14 protein-coding genes are annotated in these 19178 nt (G+C 60.9%); 6 read left to right on the top strand and 8 right to left on the bottom strand.

Annotated features, from left to right (window positions below):
• The first annotated feature begins 108 nt into the window (after nt 1–108).
• A complete protein-coding gene (gene hexR / locus ACOYXI_RS19105; protein ID WP_007962240.1) occupies nt 109–975 on the top strand; it encodes a transcriptional regulator HexR in 867 nt (288 codons plus the stop codon).
• A 232-nt stretch (nt 976–1207) separates the two neighbouring features.
• Entirely contained in the window at nt 1208–1420 is a 213-nt protein-coding gene (locus ACOYXI_RS19100) for a PA3496 family putative envelope integrity protein (RefSeq protein WP_027610343.1), read from the top strand.
• Here ACOYXI_RS19100 and ACOYXI_RS19095 read toward each other — a convergent pair.
• The gene (locus ACOYXI_RS19095) at nt 1362–2324 is read right to left on the bottom strand and encodes a LysR family transcriptional regulator (RefSeq protein ID WP_027610344.1); all 963 of its coding nucleotides are present in this window, start codon (nt 2322–2324) and stop codon (nt 1362–1364) included. The genes ACOYXI_RS19100 and ACOYXI_RS19095 overlap by 59 nt on opposite strands.
• A gap of 190 nt (nt 2325–2514) precedes the next feature.
• Here ACOYXI_RS19095 and ACOYXI_RS19090 point away from each other — a divergent pair, with 190 nt between their 5' ends.
• Together ACOYXI_RS19090 and oadA are read left to right on the top strand one after the other, a co-directional pair.
• Nucleotides 2515–3930: an acetyl-CoA carboxylase biotin carboxylase subunit gene (locus ACOYXI_RS19090; RefSeq protein ID WP_027610345.1), complete on the top strand. Its 1416-nt coding sequence runs from the start codon at nt 2515–2517 to the stop codon at nt 3928–3930.
• Nucleotides 3931–3941: 11 nt separating this feature from the next.
• On the top strand, nt 3942–5750 hold the full coding sequence (gene oadA / locus ACOYXI_RS19085; RefSeq protein WP_461675165.1) for a sodium-extruding oxaloacetate decarboxylase subunit alpha: 1809 nt from the start codon (nt 3942–3944) through the stop codon (nt 5748–5750).
• Nucleotides 5751–5945: 195 nt separating this feature from the next.
• On the opposite strand, the gene ACOYXI_RS19080 is transcribed toward oadA, so the two are convergent.
• From ACOYXI_RS19080 to ACOYXI_RS19070, 3 genes are all read right to left on the bottom strand, one after another.
• The gene (locus ACOYXI_RS19080) at nt 5946–8141 is read right to left on the bottom strand and encodes an autotransporter domain-containing protein (RefSeq protein ID WP_461675164.1); all 2196 of its coding nucleotides are present in this window, start codon (nt 8139–8141) and stop codon (nt 5946–5948) included.
• Nucleotides 8142–8400: 259 nt separating this feature from the next.
• Nucleotides 8401–9237 (bottom strand): amino acid ABC transporter permease, encoded by an 837-nt coding sequence (locus ACOYXI_RS19075; protein WP_027610349.1) that lies wholly within the window; start codon nt 9235–9237, stop codon nt 8401–8403.
• Complete coding sequence (locus tag ACOYXI_RS19070; protein ID WP_027610350.1) at nt 9234–10055, bottom strand: ABC transporter substrate-binding protein; 822 nt, start codon at nt 10053–10055, stop codon at nt 9234–9236. The genes ACOYXI_RS19075 and ACOYXI_RS19070 overlap by 4 nt, the downstream gene beginning before the upstream one ends.
• Nucleotides 10056–10166: 111 nt before the next feature.
• Between ACOYXI_RS19070 and ACOYXI_RS19065 the strand changes: the two genes are divergently transcribed.
• Nucleotides 10167–11066, top strand: a complete 900-nt coding sequence (locus ACOYXI_RS19065) for a homocysteine S-methyltransferase family protein (protein WP_461675163.1) — start codon at nt 10167–10169, stop codon at nt 11064–11066.
• A 99-nt stretch (nt 11067–11165) separates the two neighbouring features.
• On the opposite strand, the gene ACOYXI_RS19060 is transcribed toward ACOYXI_RS19065, so the two are convergent.
• The 3 genes from ACOYXI_RS19060 to ACOYXI_RS19050 are packed head-to-tail and all read right to left on the bottom strand — an operon-like array spanning nt 11166 to nt 12930.
• Nucleotides 11166–11837, bottom strand: a complete 672-nt coding sequence (locus ACOYXI_RS19060; RefSeq protein ID WP_461675162.1) for a GNAT family N-acetyltransferase — start codon at nt 11835–11837, stop codon at nt 11166–11168.
• A 12-nt stretch (nt 11838–11849) separates the two neighbouring features.
• Entirely contained in the window at nt 11850–12296 is a 447-nt protein-coding gene (locus ACOYXI_RS19055) for a GNAT family N-acetyltransferase (protein ID WP_097089433.1), read from the bottom strand.
• Between the two features lie 10 nt (nt 12297–12306).
• Nucleotides 12307–12930: an FMN-binding negative transcriptional regulator gene (locus ACOYXI_RS19050; protein ID WP_461675161.1), complete on the bottom strand. Its 624-nt coding sequence runs from the start codon at nt 12928–12930 to the stop codon at nt 12307–12309.
• Nucleotides 12931–13022: 92 nt separating this feature from the next.
• Here ACOYXI_RS19050 and pdxR point away from each other — a divergent pair, with 92 nt between their 5' ends.
• A complete protein-coding gene (pdxR, locus tag ACOYXI_RS19045; protein WP_098966345.1) occupies nt 13023–14579 on the top strand; it encodes a MocR-like pyridoxine biosynthesis transcription factor PdxR in 1557 nt (518 codons plus the stop codon).
• A 33-nt stretch (nt 14580–14612) separates the two neighbouring features.
• Here pdxR and ACOYXI_RS19040 read toward each other — a convergent pair whose 3' ends face one another.
• The gene (locus ACOYXI_RS19040) at nt 14613–19166 is read right to left on the bottom strand and encodes a hypothetical protein (protein ID WP_461675160.1); all 4554 of its coding nucleotides are present in this window, start codon (nt 19164–19166) and stop codon (nt 14613–14615) included.
• Nucleotides 19167–19178 lie beyond the last annotated feature (12 nt).

The raw sequence follows: 19178 nt of genomic DNA, 5'->3' as shown, positions 1-19178 counted from the left end.
GCGCCTGATACGGGGACATGGAGTTACGCATTGAGCAGGCAAAAAGCCAATTCATGTAGTATAACTACAAGCGTGCTACATCCTTGCCCATAAGAAGAGTCCAGCCCCTTGAATCTGCTGCAACACATCGCCCAGTCACGTCACCTGTTACGCAAGTCGGAGCTCAAGGTCGCCGACCACGTGCTACTTGACCCTGCGGCCGTGATGCACAGTTCCATGGCCGACCTGGCCCACAGCGTCGGCATCAGCGAGCCGACCATTGTGCGTTTCTGCCGGGCCATCGGCTGCTCCGGGTTTCAGGATCTCAAGCTGAAACTGGCGCAAAGCCTGGCCGCTGGTGCCAGCTTCGGTCAGTTCGCGATCCATGAGGACGACTCGGTCGCCGACTACAGCCTGAAAATTTTCGACACTACCCTGCACACTCTGATGGAGGTTCGCGAGAAGCTCGATCCGGTGGAATTGCAGCGCGCGGTGACGCTGATGTCCCAAGCGCAGCGTGTCGAGTTCTACGGCTTTGGCGCGTCGGGCGCGGTGGCGGCGGATGCGCAGCACAAGTTCTTCCGTCTGCTGCTGACGGCGGCGGCGTATTCCGACCCGCACATGCAGGCGATGTCTGCAGTGACCTTGAAGCCGACCGACGTGGCGATCTGCATTTCCCAGTCCGGGCGCTCCAAGGATCTGCTGATCACCGCCAACCTCGTTCGCGAGAGCGGCGCTTCGCTGATCACCTTGTGCCCGAGCCAGACACCGCTGGCTGAGCTGTCGACCGTCAACCTGGCGATCGATGTGCACGAAGACACCGAGATCTATACACCGCTGACCTCGCGAATCGCGCATCTGGTGGTAATCGACGTGCTGGCGATGGGCGTGGCCATGGCGCGCGGGCCGAGCCTGGTCAATCACCTCAAGAGCGTGAAGCGCAGTCTGCGCAGCTTGCGGCTTTCCCCCAAGGCTGTGAAAGCGCTGGACGATTAAAGCAAGGTCGTTCCGACCTTATTCGCGAGCAAGCCCGCTCCCACAGGGGATCTCTGGTGACCACAGATTTTGTGTCATATCGAGATCAAATGTGGGAGCGGGCTTGCTCGCGAAAGCGTCCTCAATAGCACCGCAATCGGCAAAGTTTCATCGCACTGTCATCCCCGCGCAGCCAAACCGTCATCCCTCCCGCCTATCGTGAAACTCCCGTACTCGCCTTGGGAGACTCGAAATGGCTCAGCCCTACGAAGAACGCAACAGCGCCGCGAAAACCCGTCGTCAGCAGGAAGACCAGCGCCGCATGGAATTCCGTCGCGCGATCGAAGATCGCTTCGAACTTCGTCAGCTTCAAAGCGAAATCAGCGATTTTCCCGAGGACATCGAACTCAACTACTGGCAGGCAGCGCCCGCAGCTTCCCGTCGAAGCGTTCAACCAGCGCGCTGATCTGCACCCGTTCGCTGCGGATAAACGCCAGGAAGGCGTGCGCCACCGGTGACAGGCGTTTGGCCTTGGCTTGCACCAGGCACCAGCTGCGAAACAGCGGCAACTCTTCGACCGGCAACTCGACCAGGCCGCCGGTCGCCAGCTCCAGGTTCAGGGCGTGGCGCGTCAACAGCGCCAGGCCCAGACCCGCCACTACGCATTCGCGCTGGGCTTCAGCCGAGGCCACTTCCTGGGTCTGGGTGAAGTGCACGCGTTTCTCCTTGAAATACTCTTCACAGGCCAGCCGCGTACCCGAACCGGGTTCGCGGATCAGCAGCGTGTAAGGTTCAAGATCCTGCAAACGCAGCGGTCCCATGTGTGCCAACGGATGGTCCGGGCGCGCCACGGCAACAATCGGATTGTTGAGAAACGGCAGAAATTCCAGGCCCATGTCCTGCGGCACCATCGACATGATCACCAGATCATCGCGATTGTCCGAGAGGCGGCGAATCACCTGGCCTCGGTTGACCACGGTCAGTTGCAGGTTCACTTCCGGGTGCTGGCGCTTGAACGCGGCGAACAGGTGCGGCACGAAGTATTTGGCGCTGGACTCCACGGCCAGTTTCAACTGGCCTTGCAGCGAGCCCTGCATGTCCGACAGCTGCATGTCGAGGTTTTCCAGGCGGCCGAAGATGTCCCGGCTGGCACGCTGCAGGGCTTCGGCAGCCTCGGTCATGTAGAGTTTTTTGCCGACATAATCGAATAATGGCTGCCCGATCAGCTCTTCCAGCTGACGAATTTGTAGGCTGACGGCCGGTTGTGTCAGAGACATTTCATCGGCTGCGCGGCTGTAGGAACGTAAATCACACACTTCGTTGAAAATCTGCAATTGTCGTAATGTCATACGCATCAAGGACTTACGCATTTTTTATGGGCTCTGACGGCAGGCTGATGGTTTAACTATAAGTCTTTGCTTATGCCTGACCCAATTTTTATTCATTTTTGTTAATCCCTTGTGAGGGCTAGTGTGGGGCTGCGACTAAATTGAAACATTTAGTCACGCGTCGACCTGGGTCTAGCAGGTCGTGGTGCCACCGGCTCAAGGGAATTTCCAAGTGATAAAAAAGATCCTGATCGCCAACCGTGGTGAGATTGCCGTACGAATCGTGCGGGCCTGCGCCGAGATGGGCATTCGCTCGGTAGCGATTTTTTCCGACGCCGATCGCCATGCCCTGCATGTGAAGCGTGCGGACGAAGCCCACAGCATCGGTGCCGAGCCACTGGCCGGCTACCTCAACCCGCGCAAGCTGGTGAACCTGGCGGTGGAAACCGGTTGCGATGCATTGCACCCCGGTTACGGCTTCCTCTCGGAAAATGCCGAGTTGGCAGACATCTGCGCCGAACGCGGGATCAAATTCATCGGCCCGTCGGCAGAAGTCATTCGCCGCATGGGCGACAAGACCGAAGCCCGGCGCAGCATGATCAAGGCCGGCGTACCGGTCACCCCGGGCACCGAAGGCAACGTGTCGGGTATCGAAGAAGCCCTGACCGAGGGTGACCGCATCGGTTATCCGGTGATGCTCAAGGCCACCTCCGGTGGTGGCGGGCGCGGCATTCGTCGCTGCAACAGCCGCGAAGAACTCGAACAAAACTTCCCTCGGGTGATTTCCGAAGCGACCAAGGCGTTCGGTTCGGCGGAAGTGTTCCTGGAAAAATGCATCGTCAATCCCAAGCACATCGAAGCGCAGATCCTCGGCGACAGCTTCGGCAACGTGGTGCACCTGTTCGAGCGTGACTGCTCGATCCAGCGCCGCAACCAGAAGCTGATCGAGATCGCCCCGAGCCCGCAACTGACCCCGGAACAGCGCGCCTACATCGGCGACCTGTCGGTGCGTGCGGCCAAGGCCGTGGGTTACGAGAACGCCGGCACCGTGGAGTTCCTGCTCGCCGAGGGCGAGGTGTACTTCATGGAGATGAACACCCGGGTGCAGGTGGAACACACCATCACCGAAGAAATCACCGGGATCGACATTGTTCGTGAGCAGATCCGCATCGCCTCTGGCCTGCCGCTGTCGGTTAAGCAGGAAGACATCCAGCACCGTGGTTTCGCGTTGCAGTTCCGCATCAACGCTGAGGATCCGAAAAACAACTTCCTGCCGAGCTTCGGCAAGATCACCCGCTACTACGCCCCCGGCGGCCCCGGCGTGCGTACCGACACAGCGATTTACACCGGGTACACCATTCCGCCGTTCTACGATTCGATGTGCCTGAAACTGGTGGTCTGGGCGTTGACCTGGGAAGAGGCGATGGACCGGGGCCTGCGCGCCCTCGACGACATGCGTCTGCAAGGCGTGAAGACCACCGCCGCGTACTACCAGGAAATCCTGCGCAACCCGGAATTCCGTAGCGGCCAGTTCAATACCAGCTTCGTGGAAAGCCACCCGGAACTGACCAACTACTCGATCAAGCGCAAACCCGAAGAGCTGGCCCTGGCCATCGCCGCCGCCATCGCCGCCCACGCAGGCCTGTGAGGAATACAACAATGTCCAAGAAAATTTTCGTAACCGACACCATCCTGCGCGACGCTCACCAATCGCTGCTCGCCACCCGCATGCGCACTGAAGACATGCTGCCGATCTGTGACAAGCTCGATAAGGTCGGTTACTGGTCGCTGGAGTGCTGGGGCGGCGCGACGTTCGACGCCTGCGTACGCTTTCTGAAAGAAGACCCGTGGGAGCGTCTGCGCCAACTGCGCGCCGCGCTGCCCAACACCCGTCTGCAAATGCTTCTGCGCGGGCAGAACCTGCTCGGCTATCGCCACTACAGCGACGACGTGGTCAAAGCTTTCGTTGCCAAGGCAGCGGTCAACGGCATCGACGTTTTCCGCATCTTCGACGCGATGAACGACGTGCGTAACCTGCGCGTAGCCATCGAAGCAGTGAAGGCTGCGGGTAAACACGCACAGGGCACCATCGCCTATACCACCAGCCCGGTGCACACCATCGACGCGTTCGTGGCGCAGGCCAAGCAGATGGAAGCCATGGGTTGCGACTCGGTGGCGATCAAAGACATGGCCGGTCTGCTCACGCCATACGCCACCGGTGAACTGGTCCGTGCGTTGAAAGCCGAGCAGTCGCTGCCAGTGTTCATCCACTCGCACGACACGGCGGGTCTGGCGGCGATGTGCCAATTGAAAGCCATTGAAAACGGTGCCGACCACATCGACACCGCGATCTCCAGCTTCGCCTCGGGCACCAGCCATCCGGGCACTGAGTCGATGGTCGCAGCGCTTAAAGGCACCGAATACGACACCGGTCTGAACCTGGAACTGCTGCAGGAGATCGGTCTGTACTTCTACGCCGTGCGTAAGAAGTACCACCAGTTCGAAAGCGAGTTCACCGCGGTCGATACCCGTGTGCAAGTCAACCAGGTACCGGGCGGGATGATCTCCAACCTCGCCAACCAGTTGAAAGAGCAGGGCGCGCTGAACCGCATGGGCGAAGTCCTGGCGGAAATCCCGCGGGTGCGTGAAGACCTTGGTTTCCCGCCACTGGTGACGCCGACTTCGCAGATCGTCGGCACCCAGGCGTTCTTCAACGTGCTGGCCGGTGAGCGCTACAAGACCATCACCAACGAAGTGAAGCTTTACCTGCAAGGCGGCTACGGCAAGGCGCCGGGCGTGGTTAACGAGAATCTGCGCCGTCAGGCCATCGGCAGCGAAGAGGTGATCGACGTACGTCCGGCCGATCTGCTCAAGCCGGAAATGACCAAGCTGCGTGCTGACATCGGTGCGCTGGCCAAGTCCGAAGAAGACGTGCTGACTTTCGCCATGTTCCCGGACATCGGCCGCAAGTTCCTCGAAGAGCGTGCCGCCGGCACCCTGGTTCCAGAAGTGCTGCTGCCGATCCCTGAGGCCGGTGGTGTGGCGAAGGCCGGCGGCGAAGGCGTGCCGACCGAGTTTGTCATCGACGTCCACGGCGAAACCTACCGCGTCGACATCACCGGTGTCGGCGTGAAGGCCGAAGGCAAGCGTCACTTCTACCTGTCCATCGACGGCATGCCGGAAGAAGTGGTGTTCGAACCGCTCAACGAATTCGTCGGCGGTGGCAGCAGCAAACGCAAACAAGCATCGGCACCGGGCCACGTCAGCACCACCATGCCGGGCAACATCGTCGATGTGCTGGTCAAGGAAGGCGACACCGTCAAGGCCGGTCAGGCGGTGCTGATCACCGAAGCGATGAAGATGGAAACCGAAGTCCAGGCAGCGATTGCCGGCAAGGTCACCGCCATCCATGTCGCCAAGGGCGACCGGGTGAATCCTGGCGAAATCCTGATCGAGATCGAAGGCTGAGATAACTGCCGCGATCCAACGCTTTAAACCTCGGGGGGGCATGTGCTCCCCTTTTTTTTGCCTGCAATTTATCTGCACCAAGGCCCTTTGCAGAGGTGAGCCTGCTCGCGATAGCGGTGTATTGGTTTCTACGTACGTCGACTGATCTACCGCTATCGCGAGCAGGCTCACTCCTACAAGGGGGGGCTCAACTCATCAGAACGCCATTCGCCACTGGCCTGTCACGCCGTAACTGCGGCTGTCGTTGCCGGCCTCGCCAGTGAGGCCAATGCCCAAGGTGTTGCGGGCGGACAGAGTCAGATCCACACCCGCATCCAGCGTAAAGCTGTTGCGATCCATCTCGGCTCCGGTGACTTCAAAGCTTTTGCCACCCCTGACCAGTTGCTGGCGCGTTTCGTTGTCGAGCTCACCGTAGGTGTGTTTTACGCTCGCGCTCAGGCGCGGCGTCAGCTGCATGCCATTGGAAAGGTGACTGGTGTTCGCCAGGCGCAGGCCGAGGGTGCTGCTCGGATTCGCCCGCGTTTGCCCGTGAACCTTGAGTGCCGCATCGCCACCTTTCTCGGTGTAGCCGTCACGCTGGTAGCGTTGATAACCCACGCTGGCGAACGGTTCGATGCTGACGTTGCCGCGACCGAGGTTGTAGCCGACTTCGGCAAAGATCTGCTGGGTACTGGCGTCATAGCTGCTCTTGAGCCGATCACTGAAACCATTGAAGTCGACGCGACGTTTGCCGTTGCCGTCATGATGGCCGTACGAGGCGCCCAGGCGCAGGGCGAACGGGCCGTCCTGTCGCTGGGCGTAGGCGCCGAGGTACCAACTGTCGAGATCGCCGTCGAACTGTTGGGCATCGAAGCGGGTTTGCGCTTTTGCGCCCATCAGGCCGACATGCCATTGCTCGTCGATTCGCCAGTCGGCCCCCATGATCAGACCTTGAGTGGAATGCTTCAGGACACTGTCGGCGTCCCGGTCGACCTTGCCGCCATTTCCCAGAGCCTGCAGCCAGACCCGCCCGTTGCCTTCGCCGCCAGCCGCCAGCCGCGGTGTATTCCCCGATCCTTGCGTGCCATGGCGGCCGTCCAATTGATGCATGGCCGAGAGCATGCTGGCGCTGAGCGGATTGACGCTGCTCAGTGTAGCTTTGGCGAGGTTGGCGTTGCTGCCGGCGGCGAGTTGTTCGAGGGCCACGCTGGCCGTCGGCTTGCTGGCGCCGATCAGGGCCGTGACGGCAGTATTTTGAGGTGTGGCCGCTTCCGAGGCTTTATCTGGTTGGCGAGGTGTCTCAGGCTCTTCAGGTTGCTGAGGTTGCTGAGGTTGCTGAGGTTGCTGAGGTTGCTGAGGTTGCTGATGGGGGGAGGGTGTCTCGTCAATGCTCTGGGCGAGTGCCTGACTATTCTGCGTGGTCGCAAGGTTTTCGAGCGGCACATCGTTACGGGCATAGAGCAAGCCCACTCGTTGTGCTTCGTAGTGCAGCGTCGGAGTCATGTATGCCAGATCGTTTTCAACGGTGCCAAACTGCCCCTCAATCTTTCCCGCTTCCAGAATGGTGTGCTGACTGCTTTGCGGGTAGTCGCCGGCGGTGACGAGTTTCAGGGTGGCGTCACCCAAATGAGCGGTTCCCTTTACGACCACCGTCTGACTGTTGCCGGAAGCATCCACGGCATAGGACAGCACGGCAGAACGGGTCAGGCGCAGATCTCCCGCGACCTTGGGTGCGCCGTAGACATCGTCGACGGTCATGCGTCCGTACACGTTCAAATGATTAACCGCACCATTCCCGGCTATATGGCCGTTTTCCTGAACCTCCACCATGCCGTCAATCAGGCCCTGGTTGGTCAGGTCGCCGCCAGACGCGACAGTGGCGCCGCCATTGATCGCCCCTTTGTTGATCAAGATGCCCTCGGTCACTGCCGTACCCAGAATTTGCCCTTCATTGACCAGCAATGCCTTTGGATGAACCAGTACACCGAGGCTGAAATCACCCGGTCCGCTGCGGGTCCAGCTCCCGCGCCTGACCTCCAGCCCACTGAAGTTACGGGTTTCACCCAGCACGCCTTTCCTGTTCGCGTCGAGTTGCAGCAGGTTGTCGCCCCCGCCACCGTCGACCAGGCCGGCGAAGCTGCCCCGAGATTGCACGGTGACAAGGTCATTGCGCTCATCAAGCGCCAGCGCCACACCCTCCTGTGCCGGATAGGCTTTGCTGACCTTCAGCTGGACGGTTTCCGGATGATTAGCGAAAGCGGTGATCGCTGATTTGAATGTTTCAGGGGAGGCGGCAGAGATGCCTTGAGTGTCGGGCGGTGCGTCCTGGGCGATGGACAGATCGGCACATCCCATGGCCAAAGCAATGGCTAATGTCAGGTGTTTTGGTCGAAAGTGGAATTGAACGGGCATCGAGTTCAGCCTCTCGTGGAAGGAGGCCAAACTCTAAGTTGGAGCCGGCAGGCGCCGATGTCAGCCGGATCGCTCGGTGCTGCGGGCTGCGTCTGTTTGATCTTCGGAAAAGAGCGGCTCGACACGGATTGGCGGATTGCGTCGTGGCGCCGCGTTGTCGTTTCCTACAAGTTACGGTGCCATTAGCCGCTTGTAATGATCAGAAATTCATCTGCCACTGCTCGATCCGCCCGTGGTGGAAGTCTGTCGGCGGATCCGCTCAGCTACGCCGCACATAAGCCTTGCCGTAATGCCGCTCCATGCGCGCCTGGATCAGCTCCAGACCGATCGACATCAGCCAGTAAATGATCGCCGCCGTGGTCAACATCTCGATATAGCGGTAGCTCGAGCGTCCGTAGGACTGCGCCAGAAACATCACTTCCCAGACGCCCATCACCGAGATCAGTGACGAATCCTTGAGCATCGAGATGAACTGGTTGGTGGTCGGCGGAATAATCGTGCGCATCGCCTGGGGCAGGGTGATGCGCCAGAAGATCACGCTCTCGCGCATGCCCAGCGCCAGCGAAGCTTCGCGTTGGCCGTAGGGCACGCCGAGGATGCCGGCGCGGAAAATCTCGCTGAGGTAGGCGCCGTAGTTGAGTGACAGGGCAATGATCCCCGCCACCACCGCGCCGGGCACCACGCCCAGTTGCGGCAGGCCGAGGTAGATCAACAGGATCTGGATCAGCAGCGGCGTGCCGCGAAAGAACGAGGTGTAGAAACTGGCGATCCCGAACGCCACGGCGCTTTTCGACAGACGCGCCAGAGCGGTGACGAAGCCCAGCAAGGATGAGGCGACGATCGCGCAGGCGCAGAGAAACAGGGTCAGTGCCGCACCCTGCAGAAAGCCATTGGGCGCCAGGTGCACGCCGAGCAGATTCGGCAGCTTGTCGAGGATGATCGAGAGCTTCAGATCGAAGCTGAGGAAAAACCCGGCGAACAGGCTGAACATCGCCGCCCAGGTCAGGTACAGGCGCGTGCGGAAACCGAGCAGCCGTTGCAGGCGCGATTCAGCCACCGGTTGCGGCGGCTGTGGAGGTGTCGGGAAGGCAGTCATTGGCTGATATCGGCGCCGATCCATTTCTGCGACAGCTTGCTCAGCGTGCCGTCCTGCTTGAGTTGCGCAAACACCTCGCGCACTTTGGCGTCCCACTCGGCATCACCCTTTTCGATGGCCACCGAGTTCGGCTCCGAGTACAGCGGCGCGCCGGCCAGTTTGAAACGCTGATCCTGATTCAGGCGCGGCTGCGCGGTCACCAGATTGGTGAGGATGGCGTCCAGGCGCACACCGGCGCCCAGGCCCAGATCCTGGAAGGCGACGTTGTCGGTATCGTACGGTGCGATCTGCACATCCTCGAACGGGTACTCCAGGCGCGTGTCTTCGGCGCCTTCGATGACCAGATTCTTGTTCAGATAGCTTTCGTAGCTGCTGGCGCTGGTCAGGCCGACCTTTTTGCCGCTCAGGTCCTTGGCGCCGTGGATGCGATCGTCCTTGGCGTTGACCACGATCACGGCGGGCGAGGCGTAGTACTCGACCGGGAAATCGAACACTTCGGCGCGGGCCTTGCTCGGAGTCATGGAGCAGATGCAGATGTCATAGCGCCCGCTCCAGCGGCCGGCCGCAATGACGTCCCAGGAGGGTGTTTCGAGGCGCAGCTTGACCCCCAGCTTGTCCGCAACGGCTTTGGCGACGTCCACGTCGAAGCCGTCGAGCTGATTCTGCTCATTGAGAAACGAGAAGGGTGGGTAGCTTTCCATCAGCACGCCGACCAGTTGTTTTTTCTGTTCGACGCGATCGAGTGTGGCGCCGCCGAAGGCTTGAGTGGACGCGGCCAGAATCGTCAGGCCCAGGGCCAGTAGCGGTTGAAGTTTCACAGTCGACACCTGAAAAAAAGGGGTTGTTATTAACCGAATGGTGCGTATTAAATAGTTATAAGAACTACTCTGGTAGTGAGTAATTTTCATAAGCATATGAGCGAAAAGCATATGGGCACAGCAAGCACGGTAATTCTCGATGGCGGCATGGGCCGTGAGTTGCAACGCGCCGGGGCGCCGTTTCGGCAGCCCGAGTGGTCGGCGCTGGCCCTGATCGAAGCGCCGCAAGCGGTCGAAGCGGTGCACGCCGCCTACATCGCCAGCGGCGCCAATGTGATCACCAGCAACAGCTATGCGGTCGTGCCGTTTCACATCGGCGAGGCGCGGTTTGCCGCTGAGGGTCAGGCACTCGCGGCGTTGGCCGGAGAGCTGGCGCAGCGTGCGGTGCAGGCGTCGGGCAAAGCGGTGCGGGTGGCCGGTTCGTTGCCACCGCTGTTCGGTTCCTATCGCCCGGACCTGTTCGAAGCGGCGCGGGTGAACGAATTGCTGACGCCACTGGTGACCGGGCTGGCGCCACATGTCGACCTGTGGCTGGCGGAAACCCAGAGCTCGATCATCGAGGCGCGTTCCATTCGCGCCGGTCTGCCGCAGGACGGCAAACCGTTCTGGCTGTCATTTACTTTGAAGGATGAAGACACCGACGAGGTGCCGCGTCTGCGTTCCGGCGAACCGGTGGCCGAAGCAGCGGCGGTGGCGGTGGAATTGGGCGTCGAGACGCTGCTGTTCAACTGCAGCCAGCCGGAAGTGATCGGTGCGGCGATTGATGCGGCGCGCGATACCTTCGAACGTCTGGGTGTGCAGATTCACATCGGCGCGTATGCCAATGCGTTCCCACCGCAACCCAAAGAGGCAACGGCCAACGACGGCCTCGACCCATTGCGCGACGATCTGGATCCGCCGGGGTATTTGCACTGGGCGCAGGATTGGCAGCAGCGCGGTGCCAGCCATTTGGGCGGTTGCTGCGGGATCGGCCCGGAACACATCGCGGTGCTGGCGCAGAAACTGGGGTAAACACCAGATCAAAAGATCGCAGCCTGCGGCAGCTCCTACATGGGATTGACGTTCACCCTGTAGGAGCTGCCGAAGGCTGCGATCTTTTGCTTTGAAGATTTAACTACGGCACTCGACCAAACCTTTCACCTGCCCGGTCGGCGTCTGGTTGGCATCGCTCAACCACTGCTCGAACCCTGCCGCAATCGCCGGCCACTCCGAATCCACAATCGAATACCACGCAGTATCACGGTTCTGGCCCTTGACCACCATGTGCTGACGGAACACGCCTTCGAAGCTGAAGCCCAAGCGTTCGGCGGCGTATTTGGAGCGGGCGTTGCCGTTGTTGCACTTCCACTCCAGGCGACGATAGCCCTGTTCGAAGGCGTATTTGGCCAACAGGTAAACCGCTTCGGTACTCTTTGGTGAACGTTGCATCGGCGCACCGAAGGTGACGTGGCCGATCTCGATGCGCCCCTGCGCCGGGACGATCGACATCAGGCTGAGGATGCCTTGCACCTGGCCCGTGACGCGGTCAATCACGCTGAAGAAATACGGATCGCTGCTGGCCGCGTGGTTGTTCAACCAGTCATTGAAAACGCTGCGCTCGGGGAACGGCCCATAGGGCAAGTAATCCCACAGCTTCGGGTCGGCGCCGGGGCCTTCGAGGGCGTTGAACAACTCGTCGCCGTGGCGCGCCGGGTCGAGGCGTTCCAGGCGGATGAACCGGCCTTCGAGCAAGGTGGCGGTGGGGGCGGGGACGCCTTTCCAGTCGGCAAGTGCAGTGGTCATGTACGCGGCTCCTTAAATGGCTTTGCGAAACTGGATGAATCCCGGGCGCTCGGCGATGCGCTCGTAGAGCTGAATCGCGGTGGCATTGGTTTCGTGGGTCAGCCAATGCACTTTGCAGCAACCGTCGGCCTTGGCAGTGGCGTAGACGTGTTCGATCAGCAAGCGACCGACGCCGGTGCCACGAGTCTCCGGTGCCACCAACAGATCCTGCAAGTAGCAGGAGTTTTCGATGCTCCAGTTTGAACGGTGGTAGATGAAATGCACCATGCCCACTGCTTTACCGTCGGCCCAGGCGAGGGCGGCGTGGGTTGGTTCGCTCGGGTCGAGGAAACGCTGCCAGGTGCTCTGCGTGACGGCGTCCGGCAACTCGGTATTGTAGAAGCGTAGGTAGGCCTGCCACAGCGGCAACCAGGCGGCGTGATCACCGGCGGTCACCGGGCGGATCTGGATCTGACTCATGCTGATTCCCTTAACGCATCAAGTGGGCGAGGGTTCGGTCGGCGATGTCGGGGCTGGCAGCCAGGCCTTCGCGCACGCCGGCAATGTCTTCGGCGCTGCGGTTCTGGCTGAGCTTGCGCTTGCCTTCGAGGCGGTCGATGGGAATGGCGAAACCGACGATGGCCTTGAGCATGCCGTCGATGTAGTCGGCCGGCGCATCGTCGACCTTCCACGGTTGCGCGCGACCGGCTTCATGGCGATCAGTCAGCGTGCTGACGATGTCGAGCAGGCGCCCGCCGTCGCTGAAGGTTTCGGCGTGGCCGTAGGCGTGCACGGCGACGTAGTTCCAGGTCGGCACGACTCTGCCGTGCTCAGTCTTGCTTGGGTAAAACCCCGGGCTGACGTAGGCATCGGGGCCGGCAAATATCAGCATCGCTTCAGCGCCGTCGCGCAGGTCTTTCCACTGCGGATTGGCTTTGGCCAGGTGCCCGTACAGCGTGCCGTTCGGGCCTTGTTCGCGGTGCAGCAGCACCGGTACATGGCTGGCTTGCAGGCCGTTTTCACCGTGGCTCACCAGAATCGCGAGGCGAGTGGCGAGGATCAGTTCGTGCAGTTGCGACAGTTCGTCGATGGCAAAGGCGCGGGGCGTGTACATGGAGAGATTTTCCTTGGCGAATGCCTGCATCCTAGGCAGGCTAATGGTCTGTTGTAAGAGCCATTGATGACCAATTTCATAGGTCCATTGTCATGCCCGAATCGCCCACGCTGTCCATGCCGTTTAATCCGGCCGGTATCGAGCTCGACCGCCGTCAGGGTTTGAGCCGCCAGCTCTATCAGGCGCTACGTCTGCGCGTGCTGGACGGGCGTCTGGCCAGTGGCACGCGGCTGCCGGCCAGCCGTGATCTGGCGACGGCGTTGGCGATTTCCCGCAACAGCGTGGTGCGCGCCTACGATCAGTTGTACGCCGAAGGCTTCATCGAAGGTCGGGTCGGAGACGGCACGTATGTCGCGCAATTGCTGCAAAGCGCATTGCCCACAAAAAAACTATCCACAAAAGTATCCACAGGGTTTTCAACAGGCTTACCCACAGCCTTATCCACAAATTGGCTGGATTTACCTGTGGTTCCATCCAGTAAAGTTATCCACAGCGACGCATTGCGGCGGGTTGAAAACAATCATCTGGCCCTTCCCCCCAGTGGTCCGCCGCGTGCTTTTCGGGTCGGCGTTCCAGCCTTCGATCTGTTCCCGTTTGACGTCTGGGCCAAGCTGAACGCGGCTTTCTGGCGCAAGCCGGATTTGCAGCAGTTGTGTTATGGCGATCCGGCGGGCGATGCGCGGTTGCGCGGGATGATCGCGGCCTATTTGCGCAGCTCACGGGGCATGCAGTGCACGGCTGAGCAAATTGTGATCACCAGTGGCGCACAGCAGGGCATAAGCCTTTGTGCACAGTTGCTGGTAGCGCCGGGCGACGGCGTAGCGATTGAAAATCCCGGGTATCGAGCGGCCGGTCATGCCTTCGCCGTGGCCGGTGCCCGGTTGCACGGGGTGGCGGTGGACAGCGAGGGAATCGACTGCCAGCAACTGGCAGGACTGACCGATTGTCGCCTGACCTATGTCACGCCATCCCACCAGTACCCCACGGGGGTGGTAATGAGTCTGGCCCGTCGCCTCGAATTGCTGGCGTGGGCCGAGCGCACGCAGGGCTGGATCGTCGAGGATGATTACGATGGCGAGTATCGTTACAGCGGCGCGCCGCTGGCGCCATTGGCCGCCCTCGATCGACAGGGGCGAGTGCTGTATGTCGGCACGTTCGGCAAGGTCGCGTTCCCGGCGTTGCGCCTGGGGTATCTGGTGTTGCCGCCGGGGTTGGTGGAGGCATTTGCGCAAAGGCGTGCGGTGGATGTGCGTCACTCCGAAGTCAGTACCCAGGCGGTGATGGCCGAGTTCATGGCCGCCGGGCATTTCCAGCGGCACATCCGACGCATGCGCCGCGCGGCGCTGAGCCGACGCAATGTCTTGCTCGGCGGCTGGCCGCAGAATATTGCGGGCGTCGGCCAGTTGCCCGGCGTTGCCGCCGGGCTGCACCTGACCGTGCCGGTCGCCAGTGTGGCGCGTGAAAGCCAACTGATCGAACTGGCGCGTAGCGTCGACGTCGAGATCAATGGTCTGAGCAGTTATTGGCTGCCTGATTCCACGACCCCGGTCGACCAGCGCGCCGGACTGGTGCTGGGCTTTGCCGCGGTGCCTGAGCGCGCAATCGAAGCGGCGCTCGAGCGTTTGCGAACCGTGTGGCACACCCTCTGAAGCGGGCGCAGATCGATGCGCCCGACGGTGGTATCACGGTTGTGCTTCGAGTTGCAGGAACAGGCTCGGATCGCCAATCCTGCGCAGCACGTAGTCGATTGGCGTCAGACTTGTCAGGGCCTGTCGACGTTCTGCGCTGAGGGTCTTCAAATGCGCATCGGCGATTTTCAGGTGCGCCGCGGTGAATTGTTCCGGCGCAGCTTCGGGCGAGTCGTAGTGAAAATGCGCGAGCCATAACGGCTGATCATGCTGGGTGCTGTCGAGTATCTGATACTCCTGAAAGTAATCCTGGCGCTTTTTGGTCTTGATCCGGCCCAGGGCGTTCCTGACGATCCGTACCTGATGATTGTCCAGCAACCATTGCAAATAGGCTTGTCGAGGCTGGCGATCCTTGAGCAGACTGGCGCGCACGGCGATGCCTTGAGCACGTAACCGGATCGCGGCGCTGTTGAGTTCCGCACTCAAATTGCCCACCGGCAACCGCGTGCCGCCGGCGGCGACAATGCGTGCCTGCGCCTGGTCGACGCTGACAGCAATCTGCTCCAGTCGCCGAGCCTGCTGATCGAACAGATCCTGCATGTCTGCCGGTATACGGTTGGGCCTAAGAGCGTCACGCCGGGTCCGGTCAATGAACGCCTGCACCCGCTCATTCTGGGTCAGGGCATCGGCAATGAACTCGATGTCGCCCACCTGCGTCGTCGGGGAGGCGGTGGGTCTGACGGGAAGCATTTCTTCCAGAGGTGATTCGCTGGCGGCTGCGGGTCTGGCGGGCGCAGGGTCACGAGGCCGGCTCTTGGTGACCTTGCCAACCGGTCGGGACGGTCCTGCGACAGAGGGGCCCGGTGTGGCCGGCGTGCTGCGGGCTCCGGTTTCCGGCAGCAGTTCGCTCAGTTGCTCCTGCGCCAGTTGTCTGAATTCGCCGAGCAAGCTCCTCATCCGTGTCAGTTCCGCCGCAACCACCATGCCCGGGTATTCGCCTGGCAAGTCCCCCAGACGCTGATCGGCATCGACATAGACATCGATCAGTCGGCTCAGACGATCAATGCGCAGCGCAGTGCTGTCGCCGTTGTCGGGTTTCCTGATCAGGGCGGCATGGCGGTGTGTGGCGGTGGCGGCTTCGATTATCAGCCAACCGGTGGCTTCCCGCGCCGCTTCGGTGGCCGTTTCCTGCATGCACAACTCGTGAGACATGCCGATGGCATTGGATTTCAGGTCCCACTGGTTAAACGCCGGGAGCAGTTGGCGCAAGCGTTGCGCGGTGGTCATGCCTGCACTGCCGATGGTGTCGAGAGTTTCCAAGGAGGTACGGGACAGCTGCAGGCGGGCGATCATGTCCTGGCTCAAAGCCAGAGCCTGGTGCAGTTCCTCGTTGTAACTTTGCAGCGCTTGCGGTGTATCGATGACCGTGTGTTGAGCCAATTTACGGGTCAATACTGCGTAAGCGTTGCGTTTGAGAACGAACCAGAGGCTGAGGTTTTTTTGCAGCAAAGTGGTCATGCGCTGCAATTCGACGAAATAGCCATCGCTCCCCCCTTTGAGGCGCCATTGGCCGAGTATTTTCAAGGCCTCGTCGTAATCCCCGATCAGCTTTTCGACTTGGTCAAGGTAACGCCGGGTCGCCTCTTCGTGGGCTTGTCCGGAGGCGCCAAGCATGGCTGACTGGGCTTGTTCCAGAGCAGCGTTGCCGACGGCTTCCTGACTTCTGAATGCCTCCAGAGCCGCACCGAGCTGGTTCCTCTGGATTTCTTTTTCCTTGCGCTGGGCCTTGAGCTGACTTTGCAGGCTGGTGCCCCCGGCGCCCCCGCGCAGACGCAGTCGGGTATCCACGAACCATTGGCCTTGCTGGTTGTGAATCAGCAGCGGACCGGTTTTTGACGGCGTTTGCGGATCAACGATTTGCACCTGCTGGTCATCGTTTTCAATCACGCGGAACCAGCGATCGCCCGCCTGCGCATAGGTGCTGTTAGCGAGGCGATACAGGGTCGCCTTGCCGCGCAGCAGGGTTTCCACCGCGGCTGCCGTGAGGTCGGGAGCCGGCACGGCCAGAGTATTCAGAAACGTTGCCAAGGCACCGGGCGAACGCCGGGGCACCGAGCCGTAGGCTTCAAGCGAGGAGTAATGGCTGGCCGGGAGTTGGTCCTTCAGCAGCGTGGTGACGTGTGTAACCGTGGGCGGGACAGGCGCTTGTGCAGGGGCGGTCTGGATCCGGGGCAGTCCTTCGCTTTCGATATCGCTTGCGCCTTCGCTGCGTAACGCTGTGCGGGGGCCGGTTGTGCGTTGGGTGGCCGCATGATGGGCCAGGATCATGCCCAGGTTCAGCAACATATCGGCAACTGCGCTCCACTGGGCGTGGGTATCGCCACGGTTGTGGGCATCCACGACCTGATCGATTTCGCTGATGCTTTGCCAGACCCAGATCGCCGCGCCTGCCGGGCCGCAGAGAAAGTTCGCGGCAACGTTGAACAACGCCCACCCGCTGTCTCGCAGCAAGGCCCAGCGGCGTTGCGCATTGGACAACGACTGTCGGTCGGCGAGTTCGGCCATCGCCAGTGCATGGGTCTTGAACAGCACCGGGAACACGTCGCCAGTCAGCGCCGTGGAGGCAAGCCCGACCGGCCCGGCCCACTTGACGCTGGTCCAGGGCTCGGCGAGCAATTGCGCGCCCAGCCACGGACTGGGCAGACCGATGGGGAAGGTGTATTGGGCATATTTGAAGCTGGTTTGGGAATCCGCCAGCCACGCCAGCACCGAATCCCTCAGTTCGCCTGGCTGATGGACGGCGTACAGCAGGTTTTGCGTTGAGGGGAATTGCAGCAATGGCTGCTCAAGCAACGGACGATACAGCAGGCATGGCCCGGCTCCAGGCAGACGCGGAGCAATGATGAACATGTTGGTGACAACATCGCCAACAGTCTCCCCGGCATGGATAAACGTCAGCGGGCGAATGACCACAGTGTGTGGATGACCGGGTATCGGTTTGAGCCACTCCTGGACACAGCGATAACCCTGCTCATCCACGCCGCCGAGGCGACGCAGCTTGGATTCCAGTGCAATCAGCGGCAGCAGTGCGTGCAACTGGCGGATGTAAAAGCGCTGCTGCAGGGGGGCCTGCAGCGGATCGTTGATCAGCCTGTCCCTGATCAAGCCGGGGTATACCTCACCCATGTCGATCTTGTTTGCCATCTTCGTCAGGTAGGCGACAGTCAGCCACTGCGGCAGCGCTTGTGGCGGGTCGAATTGCAGAGTCGCCAGATACGGCGTGCGGTTTTGCAAGGCGTACTCGCCCAGGGTTTCGATATGGGTGTCATGCGGATCGGGCAGTGTCACGCCTCCCGATTCGAAGCTGTTGGTGATGCGGATTTGCAATTTGTCCAAAGGCAGCCCGGCCGCCGATGGCTGATCGGCAATGATCGCCTCACGCATGCAATTGCGTGCATAGGTATCGATCGGCGGGATTGGCAACAGCGCCTTGTCTGCCTGCCGGTACAACTGGCCCAGCGCATTGATCGATTGGCTGTATTGATCGAGCTCGGAAGCCGAAGCGTCGAGCAACCAGTCGGGTATCGAATCATCGAGGTCGATGAGGGTGTTTTTCTGCGGTTCGCTGGCTTGCTCGATCAGGGGCAGAAGGGAGGAGCCGTCCTCGCTTTCCTCGTCGAGACTTTGTCGGGTGATTGCCCGGATGGCATCGAGCTGGTTGGCAATCAGGACCCACGCCATGTGGTCGAAAAAATTGCCCTCGGGTTCGAACAACTGCCACTGCAGATTCTGTCCGGCCGGTAATAGTTCGATACGCTGCGGCAGTGATTCACCCAGTTGCTGCAGAGAGTCGAATGTCTCGTAACCATCTTCCACGGTGTACATCATGACCAGATCGCGCAGGCCATAGCGTCCGAAAATCACCGCGGCGCCGCCCAGAATCAGGTGCCGGGCAGCGCCTTGAGCATCGACCGAGTCGATGTCGATCAGGCACACGCGGATGTCCGACAGTGTTTTGTCATGACGCTGGCGCTCCTGTTTGTCCGGGCGCCGCGAAATCGCCCGGGCGACCAGGCACTGTTCATCGTCCCAGCCCTCGGCGTGATGGACGTTCAGGGCTTCGCGCAGGGCATCGGAGAGTTCTTGCCAGCGCGGCAATTGGCGTCGGGTGCTGTTCCAGTAATCCAGCTGTCGCTCGGCGAAGGCGACAAACAACAGGGGCGAATAATCGTTGAGCAGATCGGCAATGGCCTCGATATCGACATCCATATGCACCACTGGCGTGGCCTGGTGGTTCAAGGTCAGAAAGTGTTCACCCTCCAGATAGTTGGCGCTGGAGCCGTTGAAAAATTGCCGGACGAGTGCCTCTGTCAGTGATTCAAATCGGGTCGGCAGGGCCACTCGTTCCGCGTTCAGCCATTGCCATTGTGGCGTGCCGATCATGGCCTGCTCGGGATCGATCTTGCGTTGTGGATACAGCGCTTCGAGCGCCTGGCGCAGCACTGCGCTGGCGACTTCATCGACTGTGGGCCCGCGACTGGTCTGATGGACGATCTGGCTCTTTTGCAGCAATGCATGGGTTTCGGTGTTCGCTGAATGCTCAGTCATTGTCATTGTCCT

This window comes from Pseudomonas sp. G3-19, from assembly GCF_054855875.1.
Note: the sequence above shows the minus strand (reverse complement) of the source record. Positions and strands in the feature narration are given on the sequence as shown.

Excerpts from the sequence above, each read along its gene's own strand:
- ACOYXI_RS19100 (WP_027610343.1), top strand. The coding sequence starts at position 1,208 with ATGGCTCAGCCCTACGAAGAACGCAACAGCGCCGCGAAAACCCGTCGT.
- ACOYXI_RS19095 (WP_027610344.1), bottom strand. The coding sequence starts at position 2,324 with ATGCGTAAGTCCTTGATGCGTATGACATTACGACAATTGCAGATTTTC.
- oadA (WP_461675165.1), top strand. The coding sequence starts at position 3,942 with ATGTCCAAGAAAATTTTCGTAACCGACACCATCCTGCGCGACGCTCAC.
- ACOYXI_RS19080 (WP_461675164.1), bottom strand. The coding sequence starts at position 8,141 with ATGCCCGTTCAATTCCACTTTCGACCAAAACACCTGACATTAGCCATT.
- ACOYXI_RS19075 (WP_027610349.1), bottom strand. The coding sequence starts at position 9,237 with ATGACTGCCTTCCCGACACCTCCACAGCCGCCGCAACCGGTGGCTGAA.
- ACOYXI_RS19065 (WP_461675163.1), top strand. The coding sequence starts at position 10,167 with ATGGGCACAGCAAGCACGGTAATTCTCGATGGCGGCATGGGCCGTGAG.
- ACOYXI_RS19060 (WP_461675162.1), bottom strand. The coding sequence starts at position 11,837 with ATGACCACTGCACTTGCCGACTGGAAAGGCGTCCCCGCCCCCACCGCC.
- ACOYXI_RS19055 (WP_097089433.1), bottom strand. The coding sequence starts at position 12,296 with ATGAGTCAGATCCAGATCCGCCCGGTGACCGCCGGTGATCACGCCGCC.
- ACOYXI_RS19050 (WP_461675161.1), bottom strand. The coding sequence starts at position 12,930 with ATGTACACGCCCCGCGCCTTTGCCATCGACGAACTGTCGCAACTGCAC.
- pdxR (WP_098966345.1), top strand. The coding sequence starts at position 13,023 with ATGCCCGAATCGCCCACGCTGTCCATGCCGTTTAATCCGGCCGGTATC.
- ACOYXI_RS19040 (WP_461675160.1), bottom strand. The coding sequence starts at position 19,166 with ATGACTGAGCATTCAGCGAACACCGAAACCCATGCATTGCTGCAAAAG.